19 protein-coding genes, 1 tRNA gene and 1 pseudogene are annotated in these 20,742 nt (G+C 73.6%); 9 read left to right on the top strand and 12 right to left on the bottom strand.

Annotated elements, in window-relative coordinates:
• Window positions 1–36: 36 nt before the first annotated feature.
• Entirely contained in the window at window positions 37–1,086 is a 1,050-nt protein-coding gene (locus OG276_RS04480) for an enoyl-CoA hydratase/isomerase family protein (RefSeq protein WP_266912517.1), read from the top strand.
• 27 nt (window positions 1,087–1,113) lie between these two features.
• Here the strand turns inward: OG276_RS04480 and OG276_RS04475 are convergent.
• Window positions 1,114–1,227: pseudogene (locus OG276_RS04475) on the bottom strand (DinB family protein); the annotation flags it as partial.
• A 59-nt stretch (window positions 1,228–1,286) separates the two neighbouring features.
• Complete coding sequence (locus OG276_RS04470) at window positions 1,287–1,715, bottom strand: VOC family protein (RefSeq protein WP_266902940.1); 429 nt, start codon at window positions 1,713–1,715, stop codon at window positions 1,287–1,289.
• Window positions 1,716–1,844: 129 nt separating this feature from the next.
• Here OG276_RS04470 and OG276_RS04465 point away from each other — a divergent pair, with 129 nt between their 5' ends.
• Entirely contained in the window at window positions 1,845–2,615 is a 771-nt protein-coding gene (locus OG276_RS04465; protein ID WP_266902938.1) for a TetR/AcrR family transcriptional regulator, read from the top strand.
• A gap of 35 nt (window positions 2,616–2,650) precedes the next feature.
• On the opposite strand, the gene OG276_RS04460 is transcribed toward OG276_RS04465, so the two are convergent.
• The gene (locus OG276_RS04460) at window positions 2,651–3,574 is read right to left on the bottom strand and encodes an SDR family oxidoreductase (protein ID WP_266902936.1); all 924 of its coding nucleotides are present in this window, start codon (window positions 3,572–3,574) and stop codon (window positions 2,651–2,653) included.
• A gap of 145 nt (window positions 3,575–3,719) precedes the next feature.
• On the opposite strand from OG276_RS04460, the gene OG276_RS04455 reads away from it, so the two are divergent.
• On the top strand, window positions 3,720–5,003 hold the full coding sequence (locus OG276_RS04455; protein WP_266902934.1) for a cytochrome P450: 1,284 nt from the start codon (window positions 3,720–3,722) through the stop codon (window positions 5,001–5,003).
• Here the strand turns inward: OG276_RS04455 and OG276_RS04450 are convergent.
• Together OG276_RS04450 and OG276_RS04445 are read right to left on the bottom strand one after the other, a co-directional pair.
• A complete protein-coding gene (locus tag OG276_RS04450) occupies window positions 4,980–6,059 on the bottom strand; it encodes an esterase family protein (RefSeq protein WP_266902932.1) in 1,080 nt (359 codons plus the stop codon). The genes OG276_RS04455 and OG276_RS04450 overlap by 24 nt on opposite strands.
• A 169-nt stretch (window positions 6,060–6,228) precedes the next feature.
• On the bottom strand, window positions 6,229–6,801 hold the full coding sequence (locus OG276_RS04445; protein ID WP_266902930.1) for a DoxX family membrane protein: 573 nt from the start codon (window positions 6,799–6,801) through the stop codon (window positions 6,229–6,231).
• A 294-nt stretch (window positions 6,802–7,095) separates the two neighbouring features.
• Between OG276_RS04445 and OG276_RS04440 the strand changes: the two genes are divergently transcribed.
• Window positions 7,096–7,875, top strand: coding sequence for a hypothetical protein (locus tag OG276_RS04440; RefSeq protein WP_266902928.1), 780 nt, complete (start codon window positions 7,096–7,098; stop codon window positions 7,873–7,875).
• Window positions 7,872–8,912 carry a DNA repair exonuclease gene (locus tag OG276_RS04435; RefSeq protein WP_266902926.1) on the top strand — a complete coding sequence of 347 codons (1,041 nt, stop codon included), beginning with the start codon at window positions 7,872–7,874 and terminating at the stop codon, window positions 8,910–8,912. The genes OG276_RS04440 and OG276_RS04435 overlap by 4 nt, the downstream gene beginning before the upstream one ends.
• Before the next feature lie 26 nt (window positions 8,913–8,938).
• Here OG276_RS04435 and OG276_RS04430 read toward each other — a convergent pair whose 3' ends face one another.
• The 4 genes from OG276_RS04430 to OG276_RS04415 form a co-directional block, all read right to left on the bottom strand.
• Window positions 8,939–10,534 (bottom strand): molybdopterin-dependent oxidoreductase, encoded by a 1,596-nt coding sequence (locus tag OG276_RS04430; RefSeq protein WP_266902924.1) that lies wholly within the window; start codon window positions 10,532–10,534, stop codon window positions 8,939–8,941.
• Between the two features lie 43 nt (window positions 10,535–10,577).
• Window positions 10,578–10,847: a hypothetical protein gene (locus tag OG276_RS04425; RefSeq protein WP_266902922.1), complete on the bottom strand. Its 270-nt coding sequence runs from the start codon at window positions 10,845–10,847 to the stop codon at window positions 10,578–10,580.
• Window positions 10,848–11,082: 235 nt separating this feature from the next.
• Complete coding sequence (locus OG276_RS04420) at window positions 11,083–13,434, bottom strand: alpha-N-acetylglucosaminidase (RefSeq protein ID WP_266902920.1); 2,352 nt, start codon at window positions 13,432–13,434, stop codon at window positions 11,083–11,085.
• A 120-nt stretch (window positions 13,435–13,554) separates the two neighbouring features.
• Window positions 13,555–15,276: an alpha-galactosidase gene (locus tag OG276_RS04415; RefSeq protein ID WP_266902919.1), complete on the bottom strand. Its 1,722-nt coding sequence runs from the start codon at window positions 15,274–15,276 to the stop codon at window positions 13,555–13,557.
• A gap of 180 nt (window positions 15,277–15,456) precedes the next feature.
• On the opposite strand from OG276_RS04415, the gene OG276_RS04410 reads away from it, so the two are divergent.
• Both OG276_RS04410 and OG276_RS04405 read left to right on the top strand, forming a co-directional pair.
• Complete coding sequence (locus tag OG276_RS04410; protein WP_266902918.1) at window positions 15,457–16,101, top strand: TetR/AcrR family transcriptional regulator; 645 nt, start codon at window positions 15,457–15,459, stop codon at window positions 16,099–16,101.
• A 31-nt stretch (window positions 16,102–16,132) separates the two neighbouring features.
• Window positions 16,133–17,083, top strand: coding sequence for a serine/threonine dehydratase (locus OG276_RS04405; protein WP_266902917.1), 951 nt, complete (start codon window positions 16,133–16,135; stop codon window positions 17,081–17,083).
• Between the two features lie 24 nt (window positions 17,084–17,107).
• Here OG276_RS04405 and OG276_RS04400 read toward each other — a convergent pair whose 3' ends face one another.
• Window positions 17,108–17,557, bottom strand: a complete 450-nt coding sequence (locus tag OG276_RS04400; protein ID WP_266902916.1) for a universal stress protein — start codon at window positions 17,555–17,557, stop codon at window positions 17,108–17,110.
• A 191-nt stretch (window positions 17,558–17,748) separates the two neighbouring features.
• Between OG276_RS04400 and OG276_RS04395 the strand changes: the two genes are divergently transcribed.
• The gene (locus OG276_RS04395) at window positions 17,749–18,105 is read left to right on the top strand and encodes a hypothetical protein (RefSeq protein WP_266902915.1); all 357 of its coding nucleotides are present in this window, start codon (window positions 17,749–17,751) and stop codon (window positions 18,103–18,105) included.
• Window positions 18,106–18,153: 48 nt separating this feature from the next.
• Entirely contained in the window at window positions 18,154–19,122 is a 969-nt protein-coding gene (locus tag OG276_RS04390) for a universal stress protein (RefSeq protein WP_266902913.1), read from the top strand.
• Window positions 19,123–19,162: 40 nt separating this feature from the next.
• Here the strand turns inward: OG276_RS04390 and OG276_RS04385 are convergent, their stop codons facing one another.
• Together OG276_RS04385 and OG276_RS04380 are read right to left on the bottom strand one after the other, a co-directional pair.
• Entirely contained in the window at window positions 19,163–20,629 is a 1,467-nt protein-coding gene (locus OG276_RS04385; RefSeq protein WP_266902911.1) for a hypothetical protein, read from the bottom strand.
• Between the two features lie 2 nt (window positions 20,630–20,631).
• Window positions 20,632–20,704, bottom strand: a tRNA-Cys gene (locus OG276_RS04380).
• Window positions 20,705–20,742: the final 38 nt, after the last annotated feature.

The raw sequence follows: 20,742 nt of genomic DNA, 5'->3' as shown, positions 1-20,742 counted from the left end.
CTGGGCGGCGTGAAGAGCGAAGCCGACACCGTAGACATGGCCGACACCGCCGATACCGTCCTGTGCGCCGTCGAAGGCCGTACCGGGGTGATCACCCTCAACCGTCCCAGGGCCCTCAACGCCCTCACCCACCCCATGGTGCTCCGCATCACCGGGGCCCTGACCGGCTGGGAGCGGGATCCGGGAGTGGAGCAGGTGCTCATCCGCGGCGCGGGCGAGCGGGGGTTGTGCGCCGGCGGGGACATCCGGGCCATCCACGACGACGCCAAGGCCGGGACGCGGGCCTCCGCCGCCTTCTGGCGCGACGAGTACCGGCTCAACGCGTACATCGCCCGCTACCCCAAGCCCTACGTCGCCCTCATGGACGGCATCGTGATGGGCGGCGGAGTCGGCGTGTCCGCCCACGGCGGCGTCCGCGTGGTCACCGAGCGCTCCCGCGTCGCCATGCCCGAAACCGGCATCGGCTTCGTCCCGGACGTCGGCGGCACCCACCTGCTGGCCCGCGCCCCCGGCCTGCTCGGCACCCATCTCGCCCTCACCGGCTCCGCGGTGGGCGCCGCCGACGCGCTGCTGTGCGGGCTCGCCGACCACTTCGTACCCGCCGCCCAGCTGCCGGAGCTGACCGCCGAGCTCGCCGCGGCCCCGGCCCGGGAGGTGCTGGGGCGGTACGCCGCCGAGCCCGCGCCGGGCGTGCTGGCCGGGGCGCGGGACTGGATCGACCACTGCTACGCCGCCGCCACCGTCGAGGAGATCGTGGACCGGCTGCTCGGGTACGGGGAGGCGGAGGCCAAGGAGGCCGCCGCGACGATCCTCGCCAAGTCCCCGACCGCCCTCAAGGTGACCCTGGAGTCCGTGCGCCGGGCCGCCGCGCTCGGCGCCCTGGAGCCGGTGCTGGAACAGGAGTTCCGGGTCTCCTGCAATGCGCTGACCTCGCCCGACCTGGTGGAGGGCATCCGGGCGCAGGTCGTCGACAAGGACCGCACCCCGCACTGGTCCCCGGCCACCCTCGGCGAGGTCACCGAGCAGGACGTGGCCCGCTTCTTCGCCCCGCTCGACGGGGACGACCCCGGGATCGCCGCGGGCTGAGCCCGTCCGCGGCGCGGGGGCCTTGCGTCAGCGCCCCCGCGCCCGGTACGGATCGCGGATCAGGGCGATCTCGGCCCCGTGGTGCAGCAGTTCCTGGTCGACCCACCAGACGATGTCGACGAACGGCTCCGCAGCGTCGCTTGCCGGCAGTCCGGGACCGGCTCCCAAACCAGGCGGGGGCACGGGAGCGTGTTCCTGTCCTAGGCGGTGGTGGTGGTGTCCGCGACGGTGGCGTCGGTGGTCGGCTCGGGCGCGGTTTCCACCCAGTCGACCAGCTCGATGATCACACCGTTGGGGTCGGAGACCAGGAACACCCGCTCGCCCCAGGGCTCGACCCTGGGCTCCATGACGATCGGGACGCCCTCGGAGCGCAGTCGTTCGTACTCGGCGGGCAGGTCGGCCACGGTGAACGCGAGCAGTACTCCGGCGGCGTGCTGCTCGCGGAGGTCTTCGGGGAGCACCTCCAGGCCGCGCCGTACGAAGACCACGTTCGGGCCGTCGGGGTGGGAGAGGGAGGCGAAGCCGTCGGCGGCCATCGACTCCTTGAATCCGAAGTGCCTGGTCAGGAAGGCGGAAGAGGTGGTGGTGTCCTCGACGGTGAGGCAGATGGCGGTGTCGGTGATCCGCATGGGGTCCTCCTGATATCGTGGCTCGGAGTTTCATTATACACAGTATTCTATACGGCGTAGAAGATTAAATGCACGGAGCTCGACTGAGCGGGCTGGCGGGCTGCCGGAAGGCGGCGGAAGGGGTCTGGAGTGACCACTGACCGGAGCGGCGCGGGCGACCCCGTCCGCACGTTGGAGCTGCTGTGGCGCGAGCCGGGGCAGGGGGCGCCCAGCGGGCGGCGCGGACCCCGGCAGGGGCTGACCGTCGATGCCGTCGTCGACGGCGCGATCGCGCTCGCCGACGAGGCGGCGGGCGAGGGGCGGTCGGGACTGGCCGCGCTGACGATGCGGGCGCTGGCCCAGCGGCTGGGGGTCACCCCCATGACCCTCTACACCTACGTCCCCGGCAAGGCCGAACTGCTCGACCTGATGCTGGATGCCGTCTACCTGGCCATGGAGCGCGGCGAACCGTCCCCGGACGGGTCCTGGCGGGAGAAGGTGGCCCGCGTCGCCGAGGAGAACCGCGCGCTGTTCCTGCGGCACCCGTGGATCGGCGAGCTGTCCGTCACCCGCCCCCCGCTGGGCCCCGGGGTGATCGGCAAGTACGAGCACGAGCTCGCGGCCTTCGACGGCATCGGCCTCACCGACGTGGAGATGGACGCGGCCCTGACCCACCTCCTCGGCTTCGTCCACGCCCAGGCCCTGGCGGCCGCCGACACCGCCGCGCACAACGCCCGTCAGAGCGACCAGGAGTGGTGGGAGCTCAGCGCCCCCCTGCTGGAGCGGGCCATGGATCCGGAGCGCCACCCCCTCGCCGTGCGGGTCGGCAGCGCGGTCGGCGGGTACAGCCCCGAGACCGTGTGGGACTTCGGCCTGCGCTGCGTCCTCGACGGGATCGCCCGGCTGCTGGAGCGGGGCTGATCGGACGCGGTCCGGCCTGACCGCAAAGGCGCGTCCTACCGGTAGCCGGTGGGGTCCGCCGGGAGGTCGGGGTCCTGTACCTCGACCATGTACCGCCAGGCGTCCGGCCGGCTGCCGTCCACGTCCGTGAAGCCGTAGACCTGGGCGAGCTGCCCGCTGGAGAGCGACTGCCCGTTCCAGCGCGACAGTTCCGGGTCGGCGGCCAGGGCCGCGACCGCGCGGCCGACGTAGAACGGGGTCTCCGAGATGCCGAAGTGCGGGACCGTCTTCAGGGCGTCCCGCCAATTCGCCTCGGTGACACCGAAGTTGTCGAGCATCATCTCCGACCGGAGCCAGCCCGGGGTCAGGGCCACCGCCGTCGCCCCGCGCGGTCCCACCTCGTGCCCGAGTGCGAACGCCATGCGCAGCACGGCCGACTTGGCGATGTCGTAGAAGAAGGAGACCCGGTAGCGGCTCGCGTTGTACTCCGCCGTGCCGTCCGTCATCTCCACCACCAGCCCGCCCGGTTCGCGCAGCAGCAGCGGGAGCGCGTAGTGGCTGGTCACCGCGTGGGTCTCCACGGCGAGCCGCAGCAGCCGCAGCCCCTTGTCCAGATCGTGTTCCCAGACCGTGCTCTCCCACTCGAAGAGCCGCTCGCCGCCCCAGATGTCGTTCACCAGCACGTGGAGCCGGCCCTGCTCGGCGTCGATCCGCCCGACGAGGGCCTCGACCTGACCGGGCACCAAGTGGTCCGCGACCACCGCGATTCCGCGGCCGCCCGCCGCCGTGACCAGTTCGGCCGTCTCCTCGATCGTCTCGGGGCGGTCGTACTCCGAACGCCTGCCCCGCGTACTGCGCCCGCTCACGTACACGGTCGCGCCCCGCGCCCCCAACTCGACCGCGATGCCCCTGCCCGCGCCCCGGGTCGCCCCGGCCACCAGGGCGACCTTGCCTTCGAGAGTCCGCTGTACCTGCGCCATGACCTCGACCCTACGACGCCCGCGCGCGGCGGGGGCGGTGCGGCGCGCCTGCGGATTCCCGGGACGGGACGGGTGCGGTCTTGAACAACCGGCCCACCAGGCCGCACTGTTGGCGGAGATCCGTTCGTATTGTCAGGAGACAGGCTTGTCCACCGACCCCGCGCAGGCATCCGAGCCGACGCCCCCGTCCACGCCCCCGCACGTCATCGACCCCGCCGGCGGCTGCCCGCACGCGCTCAACGCCCGGCTGCGCGCGCAGGGCGCCGTGGCCGAGGTGGTGCTTCCCGGTGGGGTGCCCGGCGCGGTCGTCCTCGGTCACGAGGCGCTGAAGGAGTTCCTCGCCCACCCCGACGTGGCCAAGGACGCCCGGCACTTCCCCGCCCTGCACGACGGCACCATCGCCCCGGACTGGCCGCTGCGGGTCTTCGCCAACGCCCAGGGGATGCACACCGCCGACGACGCCGACCACCGCCGGCTGCGCTCCCTGGTGGGCAACGCCTTCACCGTCCGCCAGGTGGAGCGGCTGCGCCCCCGCATCGAGGAACTGACGGCCGACTTGCTGGAGGGCCTGGACCGGGCGGCGCAGACGTCCCCCGACGGGGTGGCGGACCTGCGCACGCACTTCGCGCTCCCGCTCCCGATGAGCGTGATCTGCGAGCTCCTCGGCGTGAACCCCGAACACCGGGGGCGGCTGCACGAGCTGTCCAACACCGTCATCGTCGCCACCGACACCACGCCGGCCGAGGTCATGGCGGCCGTGCGCGAGCTCGTCGAGCTGATCGGCGCCATCGCCGCGACCCGCCGGGCCGATCCGGGCGAGGACCTGACCAGCGCGCTGATAGCCGCCCGCGACGACGACGGCGACCGGCTCAGCGAGGCCGAACTCACCGGCACCATGCGGCTGATGCTGGTGGCGGGCCACGAAACCACGCTCAACCTGATCAGCAATGCCGTCCGCGCCCTGTGCACCCACCGCGACCAGCTCGCGCTGGTCCTGGAGGGAAAGGCCACCTGGTCGGACGTGGTCGACGAGACCCTGCGCTTCGACGGCCCGGTCAGCTGGTTCCCGTTCCGCTACCCGACCCGCGATCTGACCATCGACGGGACCCTGATCCCGCAGGGCACCCCGGTCCTCGCCGGTTACACGGCGGCCGGCCGCGACGAGGCCTTCCACGGCCCGGACGCCGACCGCTTCGACCTGACCCGCCCCACCGCGGCCCGCCACCTCTCCCTCGGGCACGGCGCCCACTACTGCGTCGGAGCCCCGCTCGCCCGGCTGGAGGCCACCATCGCCCTGGAAGCCCTCTTCTCCCGCTTCCCGGACCTCGACCTGGCCGTCCCCGAAGCCGAACTCCCGCACCAGCGAAGCTTCATAGGAAACAGCGTCGAGTCGCTGCCGGTCCGCCTACGGGGCTTCGGCGGGCGGTGAGATCTCGGTGCTCAGCCACCCCAGTGCGTCGGGGTACATCGCGATCCAGGTCTGGAAGTTGTGCCCGCCCTGAGGGCGGACCAGCGTCTTGACCCGGACCCCGGAGTTCTGGGCCGCCTTCGTGAAGTCGGTCAGCTGCTGCGGCGGGCTGTCCTTGTCCTGCGCGGAGGTGGCCAGGAACAGCCCCACATCCGTGTTCTTGTCGTGCTTCGCCTGCTGGACCAGCCACATCGGGCTGTTGCGCTCGCGCAGCACGGGATCCGACAGCACCTCCGGGTCACCGGTCAGCGGATCCGGGTCCAGGGCGGCGCCCGCCCGGAACGCCTTCGGGTACTGGAGCGGCAGCTTGGCGGCGCAGAAGGCCCCGGTGGAAATGCCCATCAGCCCCCAGCCCTGGGGCTCGGGGAGCGTGCGGAAGTTCTTGGCGACCAGGTCCGGCACGTCCTCGGCGAGCCAGCTCGCCACCTTCCGCTGCGGGGTGTCCGTGCAGTCGGTGTTGACCCCTCCGGGATACAGGTCGGGGATCACCAGGATGAAGGGGTGGGCCGCACCGAGCTGGACGAGCTTCTCCAGGGCGCCGGGCATCTCACCGATGTCGATCCAGGAGCGGGGCGAGCCCGGATAGCCGTGCAGCAGCATCAGCACGGGGAACCGGGTCTTGTCCGCGCCCGGTGCGTCGTACTCCGGGGGAGTCCATACGATCACCTGGCCGGCGAGCTTCGAGTGGGAGCCGCGGAAGTACGTGGTGCGGGTGCCGTCGCTGGCGGGGGTGAACTTGGCCCGCCCCAGCGGCGGCCCGGTCATGGCGGCGTCGTTCTGCCCGGCGTCGGTGCCCAGCAGGTCGTCCCAGGAGGAGTAGAGGCCGTAGCTCCCGTTGATCCAGGTGGCCACCACGCAGATGGCGGTGAACTGGCACAAGCCGATCATCAGCAGCCGGGCCGGCCAGCGTACCCAGCCGGGGCCGGGGATGCGGTTCCACAGGAGCAGCGCGGCGAGCATCGCGAGTGCGGTGACGACGATCAGCGTCACGAGGAACGACGTACTGGTCAGCTCCACTGCGCCGGCTCCTGACGTACGACGGAATGATGGAGAATTCCGGACAATACGCCAAATCTACGATGCGCACCGCCCGGGGGAGAGGGCGGCGCGCATCGTGTCGGACCCGGGGAAGGGATCGGGAAGGGACCGGGAGGGGCGGGGAGAGCGGTCGGGCGGGGAGCCGGTCTCAGATCAGGAAGCGGTACCGGCGGACGAGCGCGGTCCGGCGCCAGGCCCGGCCGAGTCCGAAGTGGTCGCCCGCGGCGGTCGCGGCGACGGCCGCTCCGGCCACCGCGAGGATCCAGTGGTTGTCGGTGACCGGGTTGGTCTCGGGCAGCATCGTGACGAGCCACATGAAGCCCATCATCATCGCGCAGGACACGGCGGCGATCCGCGTGCCGATGCCGAGCAGGAACGCCAGGCCGATGCCGAGCAGGCCCGTCATGAAGATCAGGTCAAGCCAGTCGGCGCCGGCTACCGAGTCGAAGGTGTGGGCGAAGGGGCCCTTGGTCCCGTGCAGCAGGAACCCTTCGGTCGGCGAGCCGCCGTTGATGACGGACTTGGCCGAGGGGGTGCTGAATCCGAGCCCGAACAGCTTGTCCAGGAAGGGCCAGATGAAGGTCCAGGCGACCAGGACGCGGAGGGCGGCGAGGGCGGTGCGGGCCGGCAGGGCGAGTGTGGGGCCGCTCTCACCTCCGGCCGTTCCGGCGGCCGGACCCGTAGCGGTGATCTTGCGGGAAGGGGTGAGCAGAGTGGCCATGACGTGCACCTTTGTCCGTTGCCAGGGGCTTGTGAATGCATTCACAATCTACGATCCTTATCTGGCGTGAACGAACGGCGAAGATCCCGAACCGAGGGGCCGGGAGACCTCGCAGGTCAGGACCTTCGCCCTGCGGTAGATTCACCGCCTGTTCACCTGCGCGGTTCCGGGGCTTTCGGGCGGGCTGGTGTCGTATGAGGCATGATCGACGGGGATATGCGGAAACTGCAGAAAACGCCGAAAGTAACGAGTCGCCGGATTCGTTCCGGAGCGCGGGCCGGAAGGTCGCCGGTGGTGCCGTCGCGCGCGGGCTACCAGGTCAAACTGCTGGTCGACCCGGCCCGGGTGCTCGACGCCGACGGCCTGCCCACGCCCGCCGCGGCCGCCGCGCTGTCGCTCGGCGCGCCCGGCCGCACGGAAGTCGCCCAGTACATGGACGACGCCGGGCGCAGCCTCAACGGGCAGGGCTGGATCGTCCGCATCCGGCGCCACGACGACGAGAACCGGATCCGCCTCGCCTACAAGGCCCGCTTCGACATCGAGGGCGACGGTACGGACCCGGCCGCCGTGCGGCGCGTGATGGACCAGGCCTCCGTGCACAACTTCTGTGCGGGCGACGGCAATTACACCGTCCAGGTCAACCTCAGCCACACCCGCGCCACCCTCGACTTCACCAACAAGAAGTGCCGGCCGGTGCCGGGACTGGCGCCCGGCGAACTGCCCGGGCTCGATGCCTCGCGCGCCCTCGTCCTGGATCGCCTCCCCGGCAAGCTCGCCAAGTGGGGTACGAAACCTGCCGGTTGGGCAGAGTCGGTCACCGCTTCATCCCGACTCCACGGTCCCGTAAGGCAGGCCAACTATCCTGGCCGGATGCTCGATCACGCGATGGAGACGCAAGTCAGCCGGCTGCGGACCGCATCCGGCGAGCTGACCTGGTTCGCCGAGATCACGGCCAAGGGGCGCACCCTGTGCGATGCGGTCGAGCTGCGCTCCGACCTGATGGGCAAGCTCCGCGCCGAGGGCTGGCTGCTGGAGCGGGACGCCTTCAAGACCGACCTCATCCTCGGCCGGTGAACACCTCCGCGCCCGCACCGATACGCGTGGCCCACCTGGCCGACCTGCACATAGGCTCCGAGCTGCGCGGCCTGGCGCAGTACCCCGGGGCGCCCGCGATAGACCGGCGCGAAGCACCGTACGAGGCCCTGAGCGCGGCCGTGCACCGCATCGTCGGGGGCGGCTACGACGCGGTGCTCATCGCCGGGGACGTCTTCGACCGCCGCCACACCGACGCCCGGGCGCTGGCCGCCTGCCAGGACGCGCTCGGCGCCTTCCACGAGGCGGGCCTGCACACGGTGGTGGTCTCGGGCAACCACGACGCCGAGACCCCGCTGCCGCACAAACTGAACCTCCCGCCCTCGGTGCGCTGGCTCGGCGCCGACGCCCCCGAGTCGGTGACCTGGCCCGACCTCGGCATCACCGTCCACGGCCAGTCGGTGGCCGTGCCCGACGAGCGGCGCGACCTCGCGGCCGGCCTTCCCCGCGCGGTACCCGGCGCCGTCAACATAGGGCTGCTGCACACCAGCCTGCACGGGGCCTGGAGCCGCCGGATCTGCGCACCGTCCGACCCGCGGACACTGGCCCGCGCCGGATACGACTACTGGGCGCTGGGCCACGTCCACCACCGGCTGGTCCCCGGCGCCGGCGCCTTCGCCGCCTACCCCGGCAACACGCACGCCCGCGGCCCCGGAGAGTCGGGCGGCCGCGGTTTCACCGAGCTGCTGATTGAAGGCCCCGCCACGGAGCCGGACCGGGACCGGGACCCGGACCCGGGCCCGGGGCGCGAACGCCGCCGGATCGGGATCCTCCCGGTGGACACCGCCCCGGTGCGCTACGAGACGCTCCACCTCCCGCACCCGCAGACCGCCGAGGCCGACCTGAGGGAGCGCTTCGCGTCCGTCCCCCCGCCGCCCGCCGGCGGCGCCGTCGTCTGGACCCTCAGCGCCGCCACCCCGCCCGGCCTGCTCCACGAGGCCCGGTCCCTGGCGGGCCCGTCCGCCATGATCTGCCCGGCCGAGGGCCCGCCGGGCGGGGGCCCGGCCGTCGCCTGCTGACCCGGCCCGGCCCGTACAGCCACCTCCTAGCCCCGGACCCGGACCGTCACCGCGTGCCATCCCGTGGCCCCGTCGGGGACGGTTCCGGTGCGGTCGCCCGTCTGCGCGGCGCCGGTGCGGTCCGTGGCGCGGACCTCCAGGGTGTGCCCGCCCGGAGCCGCCTCCCAGATCCACACCCACTGGCGCCAGGTGTCGTCCCCGTCCGCCGTGCCGAGCCGGGCATCCCGCCACGGGCCGGCGTCCACGCGTACCTCGACCCGGGCGATGCCCCGGTGCAGCGCCCACGCCACCCCCGCGACGGCCACCCCGCCCGCGGTGACCTCGGCGAAGGGGCGCGGGGTGTCGATGCGGGACTGGGTCTTGACCGGAGCCTGCTGAGCCCAGGAGCGGCGCACCCAGTACGCGTCGTACGCGGCGAAGGTGGTCAGCCGCAGCTCGCGCAGCCACTTGCACGCGGAGACGTACCCGTACAGGCCCGGCACGATCATCCGGACGGGGAAGCCGTGCCGGAAGGGGAGCGGCTCGCCGTTCATCCCCACGGCCAGCAGCGCCTCACGGCCGTCCATCACCGCCTCCACGGGGGTGCCGAGGGTCATCCCGTCCACCGAGCGCGCCACGAGCTGATCGGCCCGGCCGCCCTGCGACGGCGGTCGCACCCCCGCCTCGCGCAGCAGATCGGCGAGGCGCACGCCCAGCCAGCGGGCATTGCCCGCGTACGGGCCGCCGACCTCGTTCGACACGCAGGTCAGGGTGGCGTCGTGCTCGACCAGGGGGCGGGCGAGCAGGTCCCGCAGGCCGAGGTCGAGGGGCCTGGAGACCCCGTCCCCGTGCACGCGCAGCCGCCAGGTGTCCGCGTCCACGCGCGGGACGACCAGCGCGGTGTCCACCCGGTAGAAGGCCCGGTTGGGAGTGACGAAGCGGGTGGTACCGGGGATCCGCAGGTCCGAGCCGGCCGGTACGGGTAGGGCCGGGGCGGCGGGCGGCGGAAGGACGAGCCGGGCCCGGGAGGCCGTGGCTCCCGCGTTCCCGAAGGCGCCGAGCCGCCGCCCCGCGTACCCGGCACCGGCCGAGAGGGCCAGGGTGGCGACGGCGAGGCGACCGAAGCCGCGCCGGTCCATGGCGCCGGGCGGGCCGCCTCCCGAGGGCCGCGGGCGGGGCCGGGGGATGGCTCTGACCAGCAGGTACAGCACTCCGGCGGCCGTGAACCCGCCCACCAGCGAGGGCAGCGCGTCCTGCCAGGCGGCCTCCGGCCGGCTGAGCGCGGCCGCCGCGCCGAGTACGCCGAAGGCGGCCGCGAGAGCCGTGCCCGCGGCCGGGCGGCGTACGGCGAGCAGCCCGGCCGCGATCGCCACGACGGCCAGCACGGCGATGATGCCCAGGGTCAGGACCAGCTTGTCGTCCGTACCGAACCGGCGGACCGCCCACTCCTTGACGGCGGCGGGGGTCGCGTCGACCACGGTCCCGCCGACGGCGGTGACCGGGGCGGCCTCGGGGCGTACGGCCGCCGCGGCCAGCTGGGCCAGAGCGAGCCCGGCGAAGGCGGCGAGCAGTCCGCTGACGGCGCCGAGCGCGGCCCGGCCCCGCCCTGCGGGATCGGCCCGCCCCGCTTGCGTACGGATCATGCGGAGTCACCGCCCGCCCCGCTCGGTGGGATGTGCCCCCCAGCTACCAGGGTGCATCCGAACCGGGGGTCCGCGCCTCGGGCGAGCCGGTCCCGGGCCCGCTCCACGGCCGCCGCTTGCGCAGTTCCACGATCCCGTCGGTGAGCCCTTCCCGCGGATCGGAGCGGCGGATCGGCTGCTGCTCCGCGTCCGAGGGCGGCCGTAACCGGCCGGTGGCGGGCAGCGCGGCGGGCGCGGGCGCGGCGGCCCCGTCGGTGAGGAACGTGAGCAGCTCCGGAGCCGCGGCGGTGAGGCGCGGGTCGGTCTCGGACATGGCGGGCGTCCTTCCGGCGATGGCGGCAACGGCTCCGGCGTCGCAAAGGGCGGTCGCCGGATGATGGTTCCGGTGACCGCCCCTGATCCGTTTCCGTCAGTTTCCTTCAGTGAACCCAGCACCGCGCCGGAGCGGTGGCCGGTCGGCCCGGTTGTCCCCCGGGCGGGTGGGGAGCTTCCCACCGAAGGGTGAGCGGCGCCTCATCGCGAGATCCCCACTTCCCTTGTGGTGTAGATCAGTTGACCTCGGGAAGGGTGGCGGCGATGCCGGACGCCAGGACGTACGGGTCACCGCTCGGCCGCGCCGGGTGGCGGGTGGTGAGCCGGGCCCAGTCGTCCTCGAAGGCGTGCCAGTCGATCGCCCTCGGCGCGGCGCGCTGCACGAGGGACTCCTCCAGCGAGGAGAAGTAGGAGGACCAGCGCCGGGCGTACAACTCGCTGATCAGGCCGCTCCATTCGCGGTTCGCGTAGTCGTGCAGGAAGCCGCCCTCGCTGGTGCTCTGCCGGCCCCACACGCTGAGGATCGAGCGGGCGTCGTACTCGTACCGGTCCTGTTCGGCCGCATCGGCGCCGTGCGAGCGGGCCGCCGAAAGCCAGGAGCCGAGCAGGAAGTTCGGATCGGAGCCGACGAGCGCGTCCAGCTGCTTCTCCCGGTAGGCCCAGTCGGCGGTCAGTTCCCGGAACAGGGCCAGGTCCTTGGCCTCGTAGGCCGCCTTGATCTTGGGCAGCAGCACCCGCGAGTGGTTGGCGAGGGCCTGCCGGGCGGTGTCCACCAGGTCGAAGCGGTAGGCGCTGGAGCCGCGCAGCCGGGGGTCCACCTTGAGCAGGTGGTCCAGGGCCCGGCGTACCGAACCCGCCTGATACCGCATCGCCTTGGGGCTCCAGTAGGCCGATCCCACCGCCGTCAGGCTCGGCCGGGCGGTGAACAGGCTGTCCTGGGACTCCGACCACAGCCCCGAGGAGGTGCTGTACGGGCCCTTGCGCAGTTCCTCCCAGGCCGCGGCGGCCGCGGTGTCCGGGGCCCCGTAGCGGCGGCCCGCGAAGTCCGCGAACCACTTCCGCTGGTCGATGGGGCCGGGCTCCCACGCCAGGTCGGTGAAGAGGTCGAAGGCCGCCGGATTGGTCCCGGTGGCCTCGGGCAGGTAGGCGATGCCGCCCAGCGCACTGTCGGGCTTCGCGCTCCAGGACTGGAACCGGTCGATCCACACCGAGGTGTTGGCGCCGATCGTCGTGTGCCCGCCGAAGTTGTAGATCGAGCCGATGGCGTACGAGGTCCCGCCCCAACGGGTTTCGCGGTCAAGCCGGTTGTACCGGTCGGAGAGCCCGTCCAGGATCAGCAGCTTCGAGGTGTCCACCCCGGCCAGCAGCTCCTTGGTCGGATCGTCCTGCCAGCCCAGCACCGCCCACAGCGCGCCCGGATGCGCCGCCCACAGGGCCTGCTGCACCGCCCCGGCGGCCGCCTTCACGTCCACCGAACCGGTCTGCCCGCCCTCGTGCAGCGGGCTCATCCGGTACATCGTGCTGTCGCCGAACACCGCGCGCTGCTCCGCGTAGTAGGCGGCGGCGAGCCGGGCGAAGGGCGGCGAGACCGGGTCCAGCCAGTCGGGCCGGTCGAAGCCCGCCCAGTCGCCCTGCGCAACGGTCACCGCGCCGGGATTGCGCCCGGCGAAGGACGGGGGCACCGTCCCGAAGTAGCCCGGCAGGACCGGGGTCATGCCGAGGCCGCGCAGCTGTTCGGCGATCCGGCCGCCGAGGGTGGCCCGCCCGCGCATCAGTTCCTCGGACACCGGACCGCCGAAGCCGCTCAGGTTCTGCAGCAGCCACCAGCTCTGGTGACCGGGGCCCGGGATCCACTCCCGCAGTTCCTCGGCGGTGTAGCCGAACCGCTGGAGCGCCCGGTAGTACGGGTACTCGGCGCCGACCTGCACGAACACCTCGTTGATCCCGTGCAGGGCGAGCAGGTCGATCTGCCGCTGGTGCTCCTCGAAGGTGCGGTACGGGCCCGAGTACCCGTCGTCGGTGTCGTTGAGCGCGTACCGGTGCGCCACCCGTGCGCTGCGGGTGACCGGGGAGGGCACCGCCGGCAGCTCGGCGGGCAGCACGCCGACGCTGTCGCCGGGCCAGCCGATGTCGGCTCCGGCGACGTGCTGGAGGTACCAGCCGACCCCGGTGAGCAGGGTGGCACCGGTGGAACCCCGGACGGTGATCGCACCGGCCGTGCCGGACACCGTGAAGGTGTCGGGCCCGGCTCCGGGGTCGGGCACCAGCGTGAACTGCCCCGCGTGGCGCGGCAGCAGCCGCTGCAGGGAGGCCCGCGCGGGGGAGGCGTCGAACGCCCGCGGCCGGGGCGCGGGCGGCGTCGCGGCGCCTCCCGCACCGGACCGGGCGGGGGACGTGGCGGGGGACGGGGAGGGGGGCTGGGATGGGGACGGGGCGGGAGGAGCCGTGGCTCCGGCGGCGGGAGCCGTCGCTCCGGGGGCGGCCCCGGCGACCGTCAGGGTGAGCAGGACCGCGGGCAGCGCGGCCAGGGTGACCCGGCGGCGAGCCCGCCGGGCGGCCCGGTCGCGTCGGGGGAGGGGGACCGGCATGCGCGTCGTCCTCGTTTTCGTCGGCTCGGTTGGCCCCGGCGCTGCGGCCGGCTCGCTCGGCTCGGTGGGTGGGTGCTTCCTCGTCTGATGCCTCGTCTGCTTCCCCATGGGGCGGGGCCGTCAGACCGGCAGGGCCCACGCCTGGTCGACCTGGTGGTCGCCGCAGGGCGTCAGCCGCAGCCGCTCGGCGGGGGTGCCCGGTTCGACGGGGGCCGCCGCGGGTGCCGGCGCCGTCAGGCAGAGCCCGCTCGCGTCCTCGACCAGCGCCCCGTCACGGCGGGGGGTCCAGCTCTGGCCCGGCTGTCGGCGCCGCTGATCGCCCGAGCAGTCGGCCAGCTCCACGAGGCCCTCCTCGCCCGCCGACAGGCAGGCGCCGGCCAGGCGCAGGCTGCCGTACCGGCCCAGGGTCCAGCGCTGGTCCGGTGCCCCCGTGCAGGCGGCCATCACGACGGCGCCGACGCCGGTGGTGTTCGCCCCGTCGGCGCAGGCGGCGGTCGTGCCGGAGCCCCGGCCGGCGATCTGCCCGGTGGGCACGGGCTCGGCGCAGCCGGTGCGCGGGGTGAGCCGCCAGACGCCCGTGTCGTGCGCGGCCAGCGTTCCGGTCAAGGTGTCGGACACCTCGCGGGTCTCACCGGTCCACAGGTCCTTCGCGTCGACGGTGCAGGAGCCCAGCCCCAGCCCGAGCTCGTCGAGCGGTACGCGGATGTCGCGGGCGGTGGCGGACCGGTTGAGCACGGCGACCGCGCGGTCCCCGTTCGCCAGCGGCCGCACCAGGATGTCGAAGGTGGCGTTCGAGGAGACCACCGCGCCCTGGACGCCCATCGGGTCCTGGTCCAGCGCGATCAGATCGGTGTTCCCGAGGGCGGCGAGCCCGTCCGGGGTGAGCTCGGATACCTGCGAGGACAGGATGAACGGCGCGGCCATCATGGCCCACAGGCCGACCTGGCTGCGGCTCTCCGCCGCGCTGAGTCCGGGGGCGCCCGCGATCAGGAAGTCGGGGTCGTTCCAGTTGCCGGGGCCCGCGTACCGGCCCAGCCAGCGGTTGTAGCCGTAGTTGCCCATGACCGAGCTCCAGCGCGAGGTGCCCGGGGCGGTCGGCTTGTAGACCTTGATGTCGCGGCCCTCGCGCCACAGCTGGCCGGTCTCCCCGACCCAGTCGATCACCTTGTGCCAGTCGGATCCGCCCCACTCGCCCTGCTGGAAGTAGGCGGGCGCCGAGGCGGACAGCACCATGTCCCGGCCGCTGTCGCGCAGCGCCTTGGCGACGGAGTTGTAGGCGTCGCGGTAGGCCTGCTCCTTGGTCTTGCCCTCGGGCACCCAGAGGTTGCAGCCGTCCATCTTGACGTAGTCCACCTCCCAGGAGGCGAACTGCCGGGCGTCGCGGGCGTAGTGGTCGGGGCCGCCGCCCTCGGGGGAGCCGCTGCCGGGGTAGCGCTCGCAGGTGAGCGAGCCGGCGTCCTGGTAGATGCCGAACTTCAGCTTCCTGGCGTGCAGGTACGCGCCGAGCCAGGCCATGCCGTGCGGGAACTTCTCCGTGTCGACGACCAGATTGCCCTCGGCGTCGCGGCTCTTGGTCATCCAGCAGTCGTCGATGGTGACGGTGTCGTAGCCCTTGGCGGCCAGGCCGGTGGCCACGAGCGCGTCCGCGTTCGCCACGACCTTGGCCTCGTCGATGTCGCACATGTAGTGCGCCCAGTTGTTCCAGCCCATGGGCGGGGTGAGCGCGAGCGGGGTGTCCGACGTCGCCTGGGGCTCGGCCGCCGCGGGGGCGGGGCAGAGCGCGAGGGCGAGCAGGGCGGCCGCGGTCAGACAGGGGAGCGACGCACGCAGGCGAGGCGGCACGGAGTCTCCTTGACGTGGGGGCTGTCGAGGGCTCAGTGCAGCGGTGTGACTACCCGCTGTCAACATAAGTCGGGGGTTATTGATCAATGACCAGCAATATGGGTGTAGTCGAGCACGCGCGAAGGAGGTAATGCGTCGCTCGATACGCTGGCTGTGACAGCGGCTGATACGATGTATCCCATGCCGAGAAGATCAGCCGCCCTGGACCGCGCCACCCCCGAGGCGATCGCCGCCGCCGCCCTGCGGATCCTCGACGACCAGGGGCCCGCCGCGCTCAGCTTCCGGGCCCTCGCCGAGCGGCTCGACGTCTCGCACGCCACCGTCCAGCGCCGCTGCACCGACCTCGCCGGCCTGCTCGACCTCTGCACCGAGCACCTCGCCGCCCAGCTGCCCGAGATCCCGGCCGGGGTGGGCTGGGCCGAAGCCACCGAGCGGCGGTTCACCGCCCTCTACCGGCTCCTCGCCGACCACCCCGGGCTGATGATCCTGCGCGGCGGCCGCCCCTGGCTCGGCCGGCAGCTGCTCGCCCGGCTCGTGGAACCGGCGCTCGCCGACAGCGTGGCCGCCGGGATGACCCCCGCCGGGGCGATGACCGTGTACCGGCGGATGTACCTGCTGACCCTGGGCAGCGCGGCCTTCGTCGACCACCGGGACCCGGCCGCCGCCACCGCCGCCTCGCGCGCGGCGCTGGCCGCCCTGGACCCCGCCGCGTTCCCCGTGCTCTCGGCCGGGCTGGCCGACGTACTGCCCTCCCTGACCGACCACGAGGTGTACTACGGCGCCCTGCGCCAGCTGATCGAGGCGAACCGGCCCGCCGGCGCCTGAGAAGAGTTTCGAACGACAGGAGTACGGGTCCATGGAACAGCAGCTCGACGCGGTGTCCCTCGACTACGGCGCAGTGCGCGCCGCCGCCGACCGGATCGCCGGGGCCGTACGGCCCGTCACGGTCATACCGGCGGGCGGAGGGATCTCGTACGCCCTGGAGTACCTCCAGCACACCGGCTCCTTCAAGGCGCGCGGCGCCCGCAACTTCCTCGCCGCGCACCGCGCCGCCGGGAGCCTCCCCGACACCGGGGTCACCATCGCCTCCGGCGGCAACGCCGGCCTCGCCTGCGCCTGGGCGGCCCGCGCCGAGGGCGTGCCCGCCACCGTGTTCCTGCCGGGCACGGCCCCGCGCGTGAAGGTGGAGCGGCTGCGCGGCTACGGGGCCGACGTACGGCTCGTCGGCGACCGGTACGCCCAAGCCCTCGCCGCATGCCAGGAGTTCGCCGCCGGGAGCGGGGCGCTGAGCAGTCACGCGTACGACCATCCGCTCATCGCGGCGGGCGCCGGGACCCTGCTCGACGAGATCCGCGCCGCCCTGCCCGGTCTGGACACGGTCGTCGTGGCGGTCGGCGGCGGCGGGCTGTTCGCCGGGATCGCGACCGCCGCGCGGGAACACGGCGTACGGGTCGTCGCGGCCGAGCCGGAGAACTGCCGGGCCCTGAACGCGGCCCTGGAAGCCGGCCGGCTCGTGGACGTCCCCGTGGATTCGGTGGCCTCCGACTCCCTCGGGGCCACCCGGGTCTCGGCGGACGCGCTGGCCGCGGTGCGGGCCCCCAACGCCGCCTCCGTCCTGGTCCCGGACGCGGCGATCACCGCGGCCCGGCGCGCGCTCTGGGACGAGCACCGCATCGTGGTCGAAGCGGGCGCGGCGACCGCCCTGGCGGCCGTACGCACCGCGCCCGGGCCGCTCGGGGAACGGGTCGCCGTGGTGCTCTGCGGGGCCAACACCGACCCGGCGGACCTCGGCGCCGCGCCGTCCTGAGCGGCCCGGCCGGGGCCGTGTCCCTCAGGCGGAGCCGTCCTCGCGGACCACGACGACGGTACTGGCCGCGTACTGGACCACCTGCTGGCTCACCGAGCCCAGCAGCGCGCCCTTGATGCCGCCGTAGCCGCGGGTGCCGACGACCGTCAGCGCCGCCTCCTTCGAGGCCTCCACCAGCACCTGCGCGGGCGAGCCCTGCTCGACCCGGCGGAAGACCGGAACGCCCGGCGAGGTGCCGACCGCCTCCGCCACGGTGTCCGCGAGCTTCTGCCGGGCCGCGTCCTCGGCGTGCACCAGATCGGTCTGCTCGGCCGGGCTGATGCCGAAGGGGTTGGTGTTCCAGTCCCAGCTCATCACGGCGTGCACGCGGCCGCCGATGGCCTTCGCCTGGGCCACGGCCCAGCGCAGGGCCTGCTTCGAGTGGTTCGAACCGTCCACGCCGACGACGATCAGAGGCTCGGTGTTCTGGCTCACGATGGTTCCTCACGTTTCGTCCGAATGATCGTTCTCATCCCCTGTATACACGTCGCACCCGGTCCGACCTCGAACGACGATCGTTGCGCGGACCGAAGACTTTGGAGAACAGCGGCGGCCGCCCGCGCTTGCGAGAGTCGGGAGCACGGACGGAAACCGTCCGGCGATGACAGAGGAACGAGGAGCTCGACGTGGCGCGACGCAATGGATGTCTGATCGGCTGTGCGGTGGCCGGGGTGCTGGGGATCGGACTGCTCGTGGCGCTGCTGTTCGGGGTGGGGAAGGTCATCGACGTGGCCGACAAGACCCTCGTCGACCAGAAGGTGTACGAGGCCGTCAAGGTCGGCGACTCCGAGGCCGAGGTCCGCGCCAAGCTGCCGTCCGGCGAAAGCTTCGTCACCTCGGCCCTCAAGGACGGCGGCCCCGCCGTGCCCGCCGGCAGCCAGTGCTCCTGGTACCTGTCCGACTCCGGGAACGGCGACACGGTGCTGCGCTTCTGCTACAAGGACGGCAAGCTCGCCGAGAAGGCCGACTACCGCGTGAAGTAGGGCCTTCGGTCCCTGCCCGCCGGGTCCGCCCCGCCGGAGGGTGGAGGCATGCAGACCAACTCGGCCGGTCCCGCCCCCGCCTCCAGCCGCCCGGTGCTGGCCGCCGTGGACGGCTCGGAACACAGCCTGAGGACCCTGGACTGGGCCCTCGACACCGCCCGCACGCGCGGAGCCGACCTCCACGTGGCACACGTACGGCCGGAGGCCCTGCGCGTCCACGCCCCCGGGGAGGCGCTCGTACCGCCGCACGACCGGGACACCGATCCGGTGCTGGACGCGGTACGGGCGCGGCTGGCGGGGCGGGAGGACCTGCCGCCCGTCACCTACGTCTCCCGCGACGGAACCCCCTCCGCGACCCTGACCGAACTGGCGGCGGGAGCGCAGCTCCTGGTCATGGGCTCGCGCGGCCTCGGCGGCTTCGCCAGCCTGCTGCTCGGCTCCAACAGCCGGGTGTGCGCGGCCCAGTCGCCCTGCCCGGTCGTGGTCGTCCCGCACACCGCGCGGCTCGTCACGCAGGAGGCCGGAGCGCGGGCCCCGGGCGGCGAACGCAGGGTCGTGCTGGGCCTGGCACCCGACGAGACCGCCGAGGACGTCGTCGACTTCGCCTTCGCGGAGGCCCGCCGCCGGGGCGCGGTGCTCCAGGTCGTCTCCACGCACCTGGTCCCGCTGTCCTCGCTCACGCTGGTGGGCTCCCTCGTCGCGGAACGCGGCGGCGGCTACCCGCCGGGCACGGCCGGCGGCGAGGCCACCGAAACGGCCCGGGAACTCGCCGAGAACCAGCGCACGCGCCTCCAGCCGTACCTGACCAGGCACTACCCCGACGTCACCGTCGAAGCGGTTGTCGCCCCCGGCGACCCGGCCGGCCGTCTGGTCACCGCCTCCCAGCGGGCCGACCTCATCGTGGTGGGCCGCCACCGCCGCCGCCTGCGGGCCGACTCCCTGCTGATGGGCTCGGTGTCCACCGCGGTACTGCTGCACGCGCTGTGCCCGGTGGCGGTGGTGCCCGCACGGGGGTAGTGCCTAGTGCTGTGACCGGGAAGGTTCGCCGGCCACAGCACTAGGGCAACTCGCAAGCGCTGCGGGTGTCTGCGATCAGGGGCGCGAGCCGGGCGGCCCTGCCGACCGGCAGACGGGCGGTCTCGGAGTCGATCCAGTCGAGGACGGCCGCACGCCGCTCGGCGTCGCACTGCGACAGGTGGAACAGCAGGTGCCGCCAGGCACGGGCCATCCGCTTCGCGGTGGCTCCCCGGTGGCGTGCCTCGGTGAACGAGGCGCGGGCAAGGGAGTCCCAGCCTGCGCTCGGAACGACACCGAACTCCCTGATCAGCGGCGCGAGATTGCCTGCGGTGAGGATCCGGACCTGCTCGACCATCGCGGGGTTCTTGGCCAAGGCGGGGGAGGGCGGCGGCCGCTCAGGCCGGTGGCCGGGCCGCGGGAGGGCCGCGCGCTCGACGCACAGCCGCTGGAAGCCCTCCCGGTCGTCCGCCCGGGCCAGCTCCCGCAGCGCCACGAAGTCGATGCCGTAGTAGCGCGCGTACGGGGTCCCGTGCAGCAGCTCCGCGCTCACGCGCGCGGCGGGGAGCACGCTTGCGGTCACGGTCCCGGTGTAGTTGTCGGCGTAGGGGTCCAGGACGAAGGAGGCGCAGAGCCCGGCCCGGTCGGCGAGCGCGGCCAGTTGTGCAAGGAACCGGGGCGTCGGGTCGGCTCCGGGGAAGGACTCCAGGCCGAACGCGGCGAGTCGGCGCAGCGCGGCGCGCGCGGATTCCCGTCCTTCCGGTCCGTCGGCGGTGTACGGACGGAGGCCCCGGGCGAGTTCCGCGTCGAGGAGCGGTCCCGCCAGGCCGGCCGTGTCCTCCGCCGAGGTGGCGACGCCCCGTTGGACGAGCACGTCCGCGGGGGCGCGCAGGGCGGTGGCGACGAGGGCGCGCACGTACGCGGGCACCCGGGTCCCGACGGGCAGGCCGGTCTCCCGGGCTTCCTCGGCGGTGACCGGGGCGACGGGTGCGTCCACGTCGGAGAGTCCGGAGTCCTGGTCGAGCCGGGCCAGGCGGCGGCTCACCAGCGCGGCCAGTTCGTGGTGCGCGGGCCGGGCCGCCCGGCGGGCCTGATCCTGGCGCATCCGGGTGTGCGCGGCGGAACCGGGGGCTCCGTGCCGGGCCACCATCGACGCCGTGGCGTGGTGGACCAACCCGTCCGGCCCGGGCGGAAGTTCGCGACCCGAGACCCGCTCCCGCACGGCCCGGCGCAGGATCGCCGCGGGGGACCGAGGGTCGCGGTGCCGGCTGGTCAGGGGGTGCGCCGCCGCGAGGGCCTCGTACCGGTCGAGCAGGTCGGCACCCTCCGCGAGGGTGGCGTCCGCGCCGCGCAGCCAGTACGCGAGGAGCTCGTCCTCGAAGGGGCGCCACACGGTCAGGGCCTCGCGCTCCGCGGCGAGGGCGCGCTTCGGTCGTCGCCGTGCGAGCAGCCGCGCCACCTCGCCGGCCGTTCGGACCTGCGTCGCGTACGGGATCGTGTTCTCGGTCATCGTCGGCGTGGCAGGTCCTGCCCCTGCGCCCTCCGGCTGTGCAGGCCGGTGCTCTGGCTGCTGAGCTACACGCCGTGGCAGGGAACCTACCCCGGCCGAGGGCGCCGGCGCCA

Origin of the sequence: Streptomyces sp. NBC_00086, assembly GCF_026343255.1 — a bacterium.
GTDB lineage: Bacteria > Actinomycetota > Actinomycetes > Streptomycetales > Streptomycetaceae > Streptomyces.
Note: the sequence above shows the minus strand (reverse complement) of the source record. Positions and strands in the feature narration are given on the sequence as shown.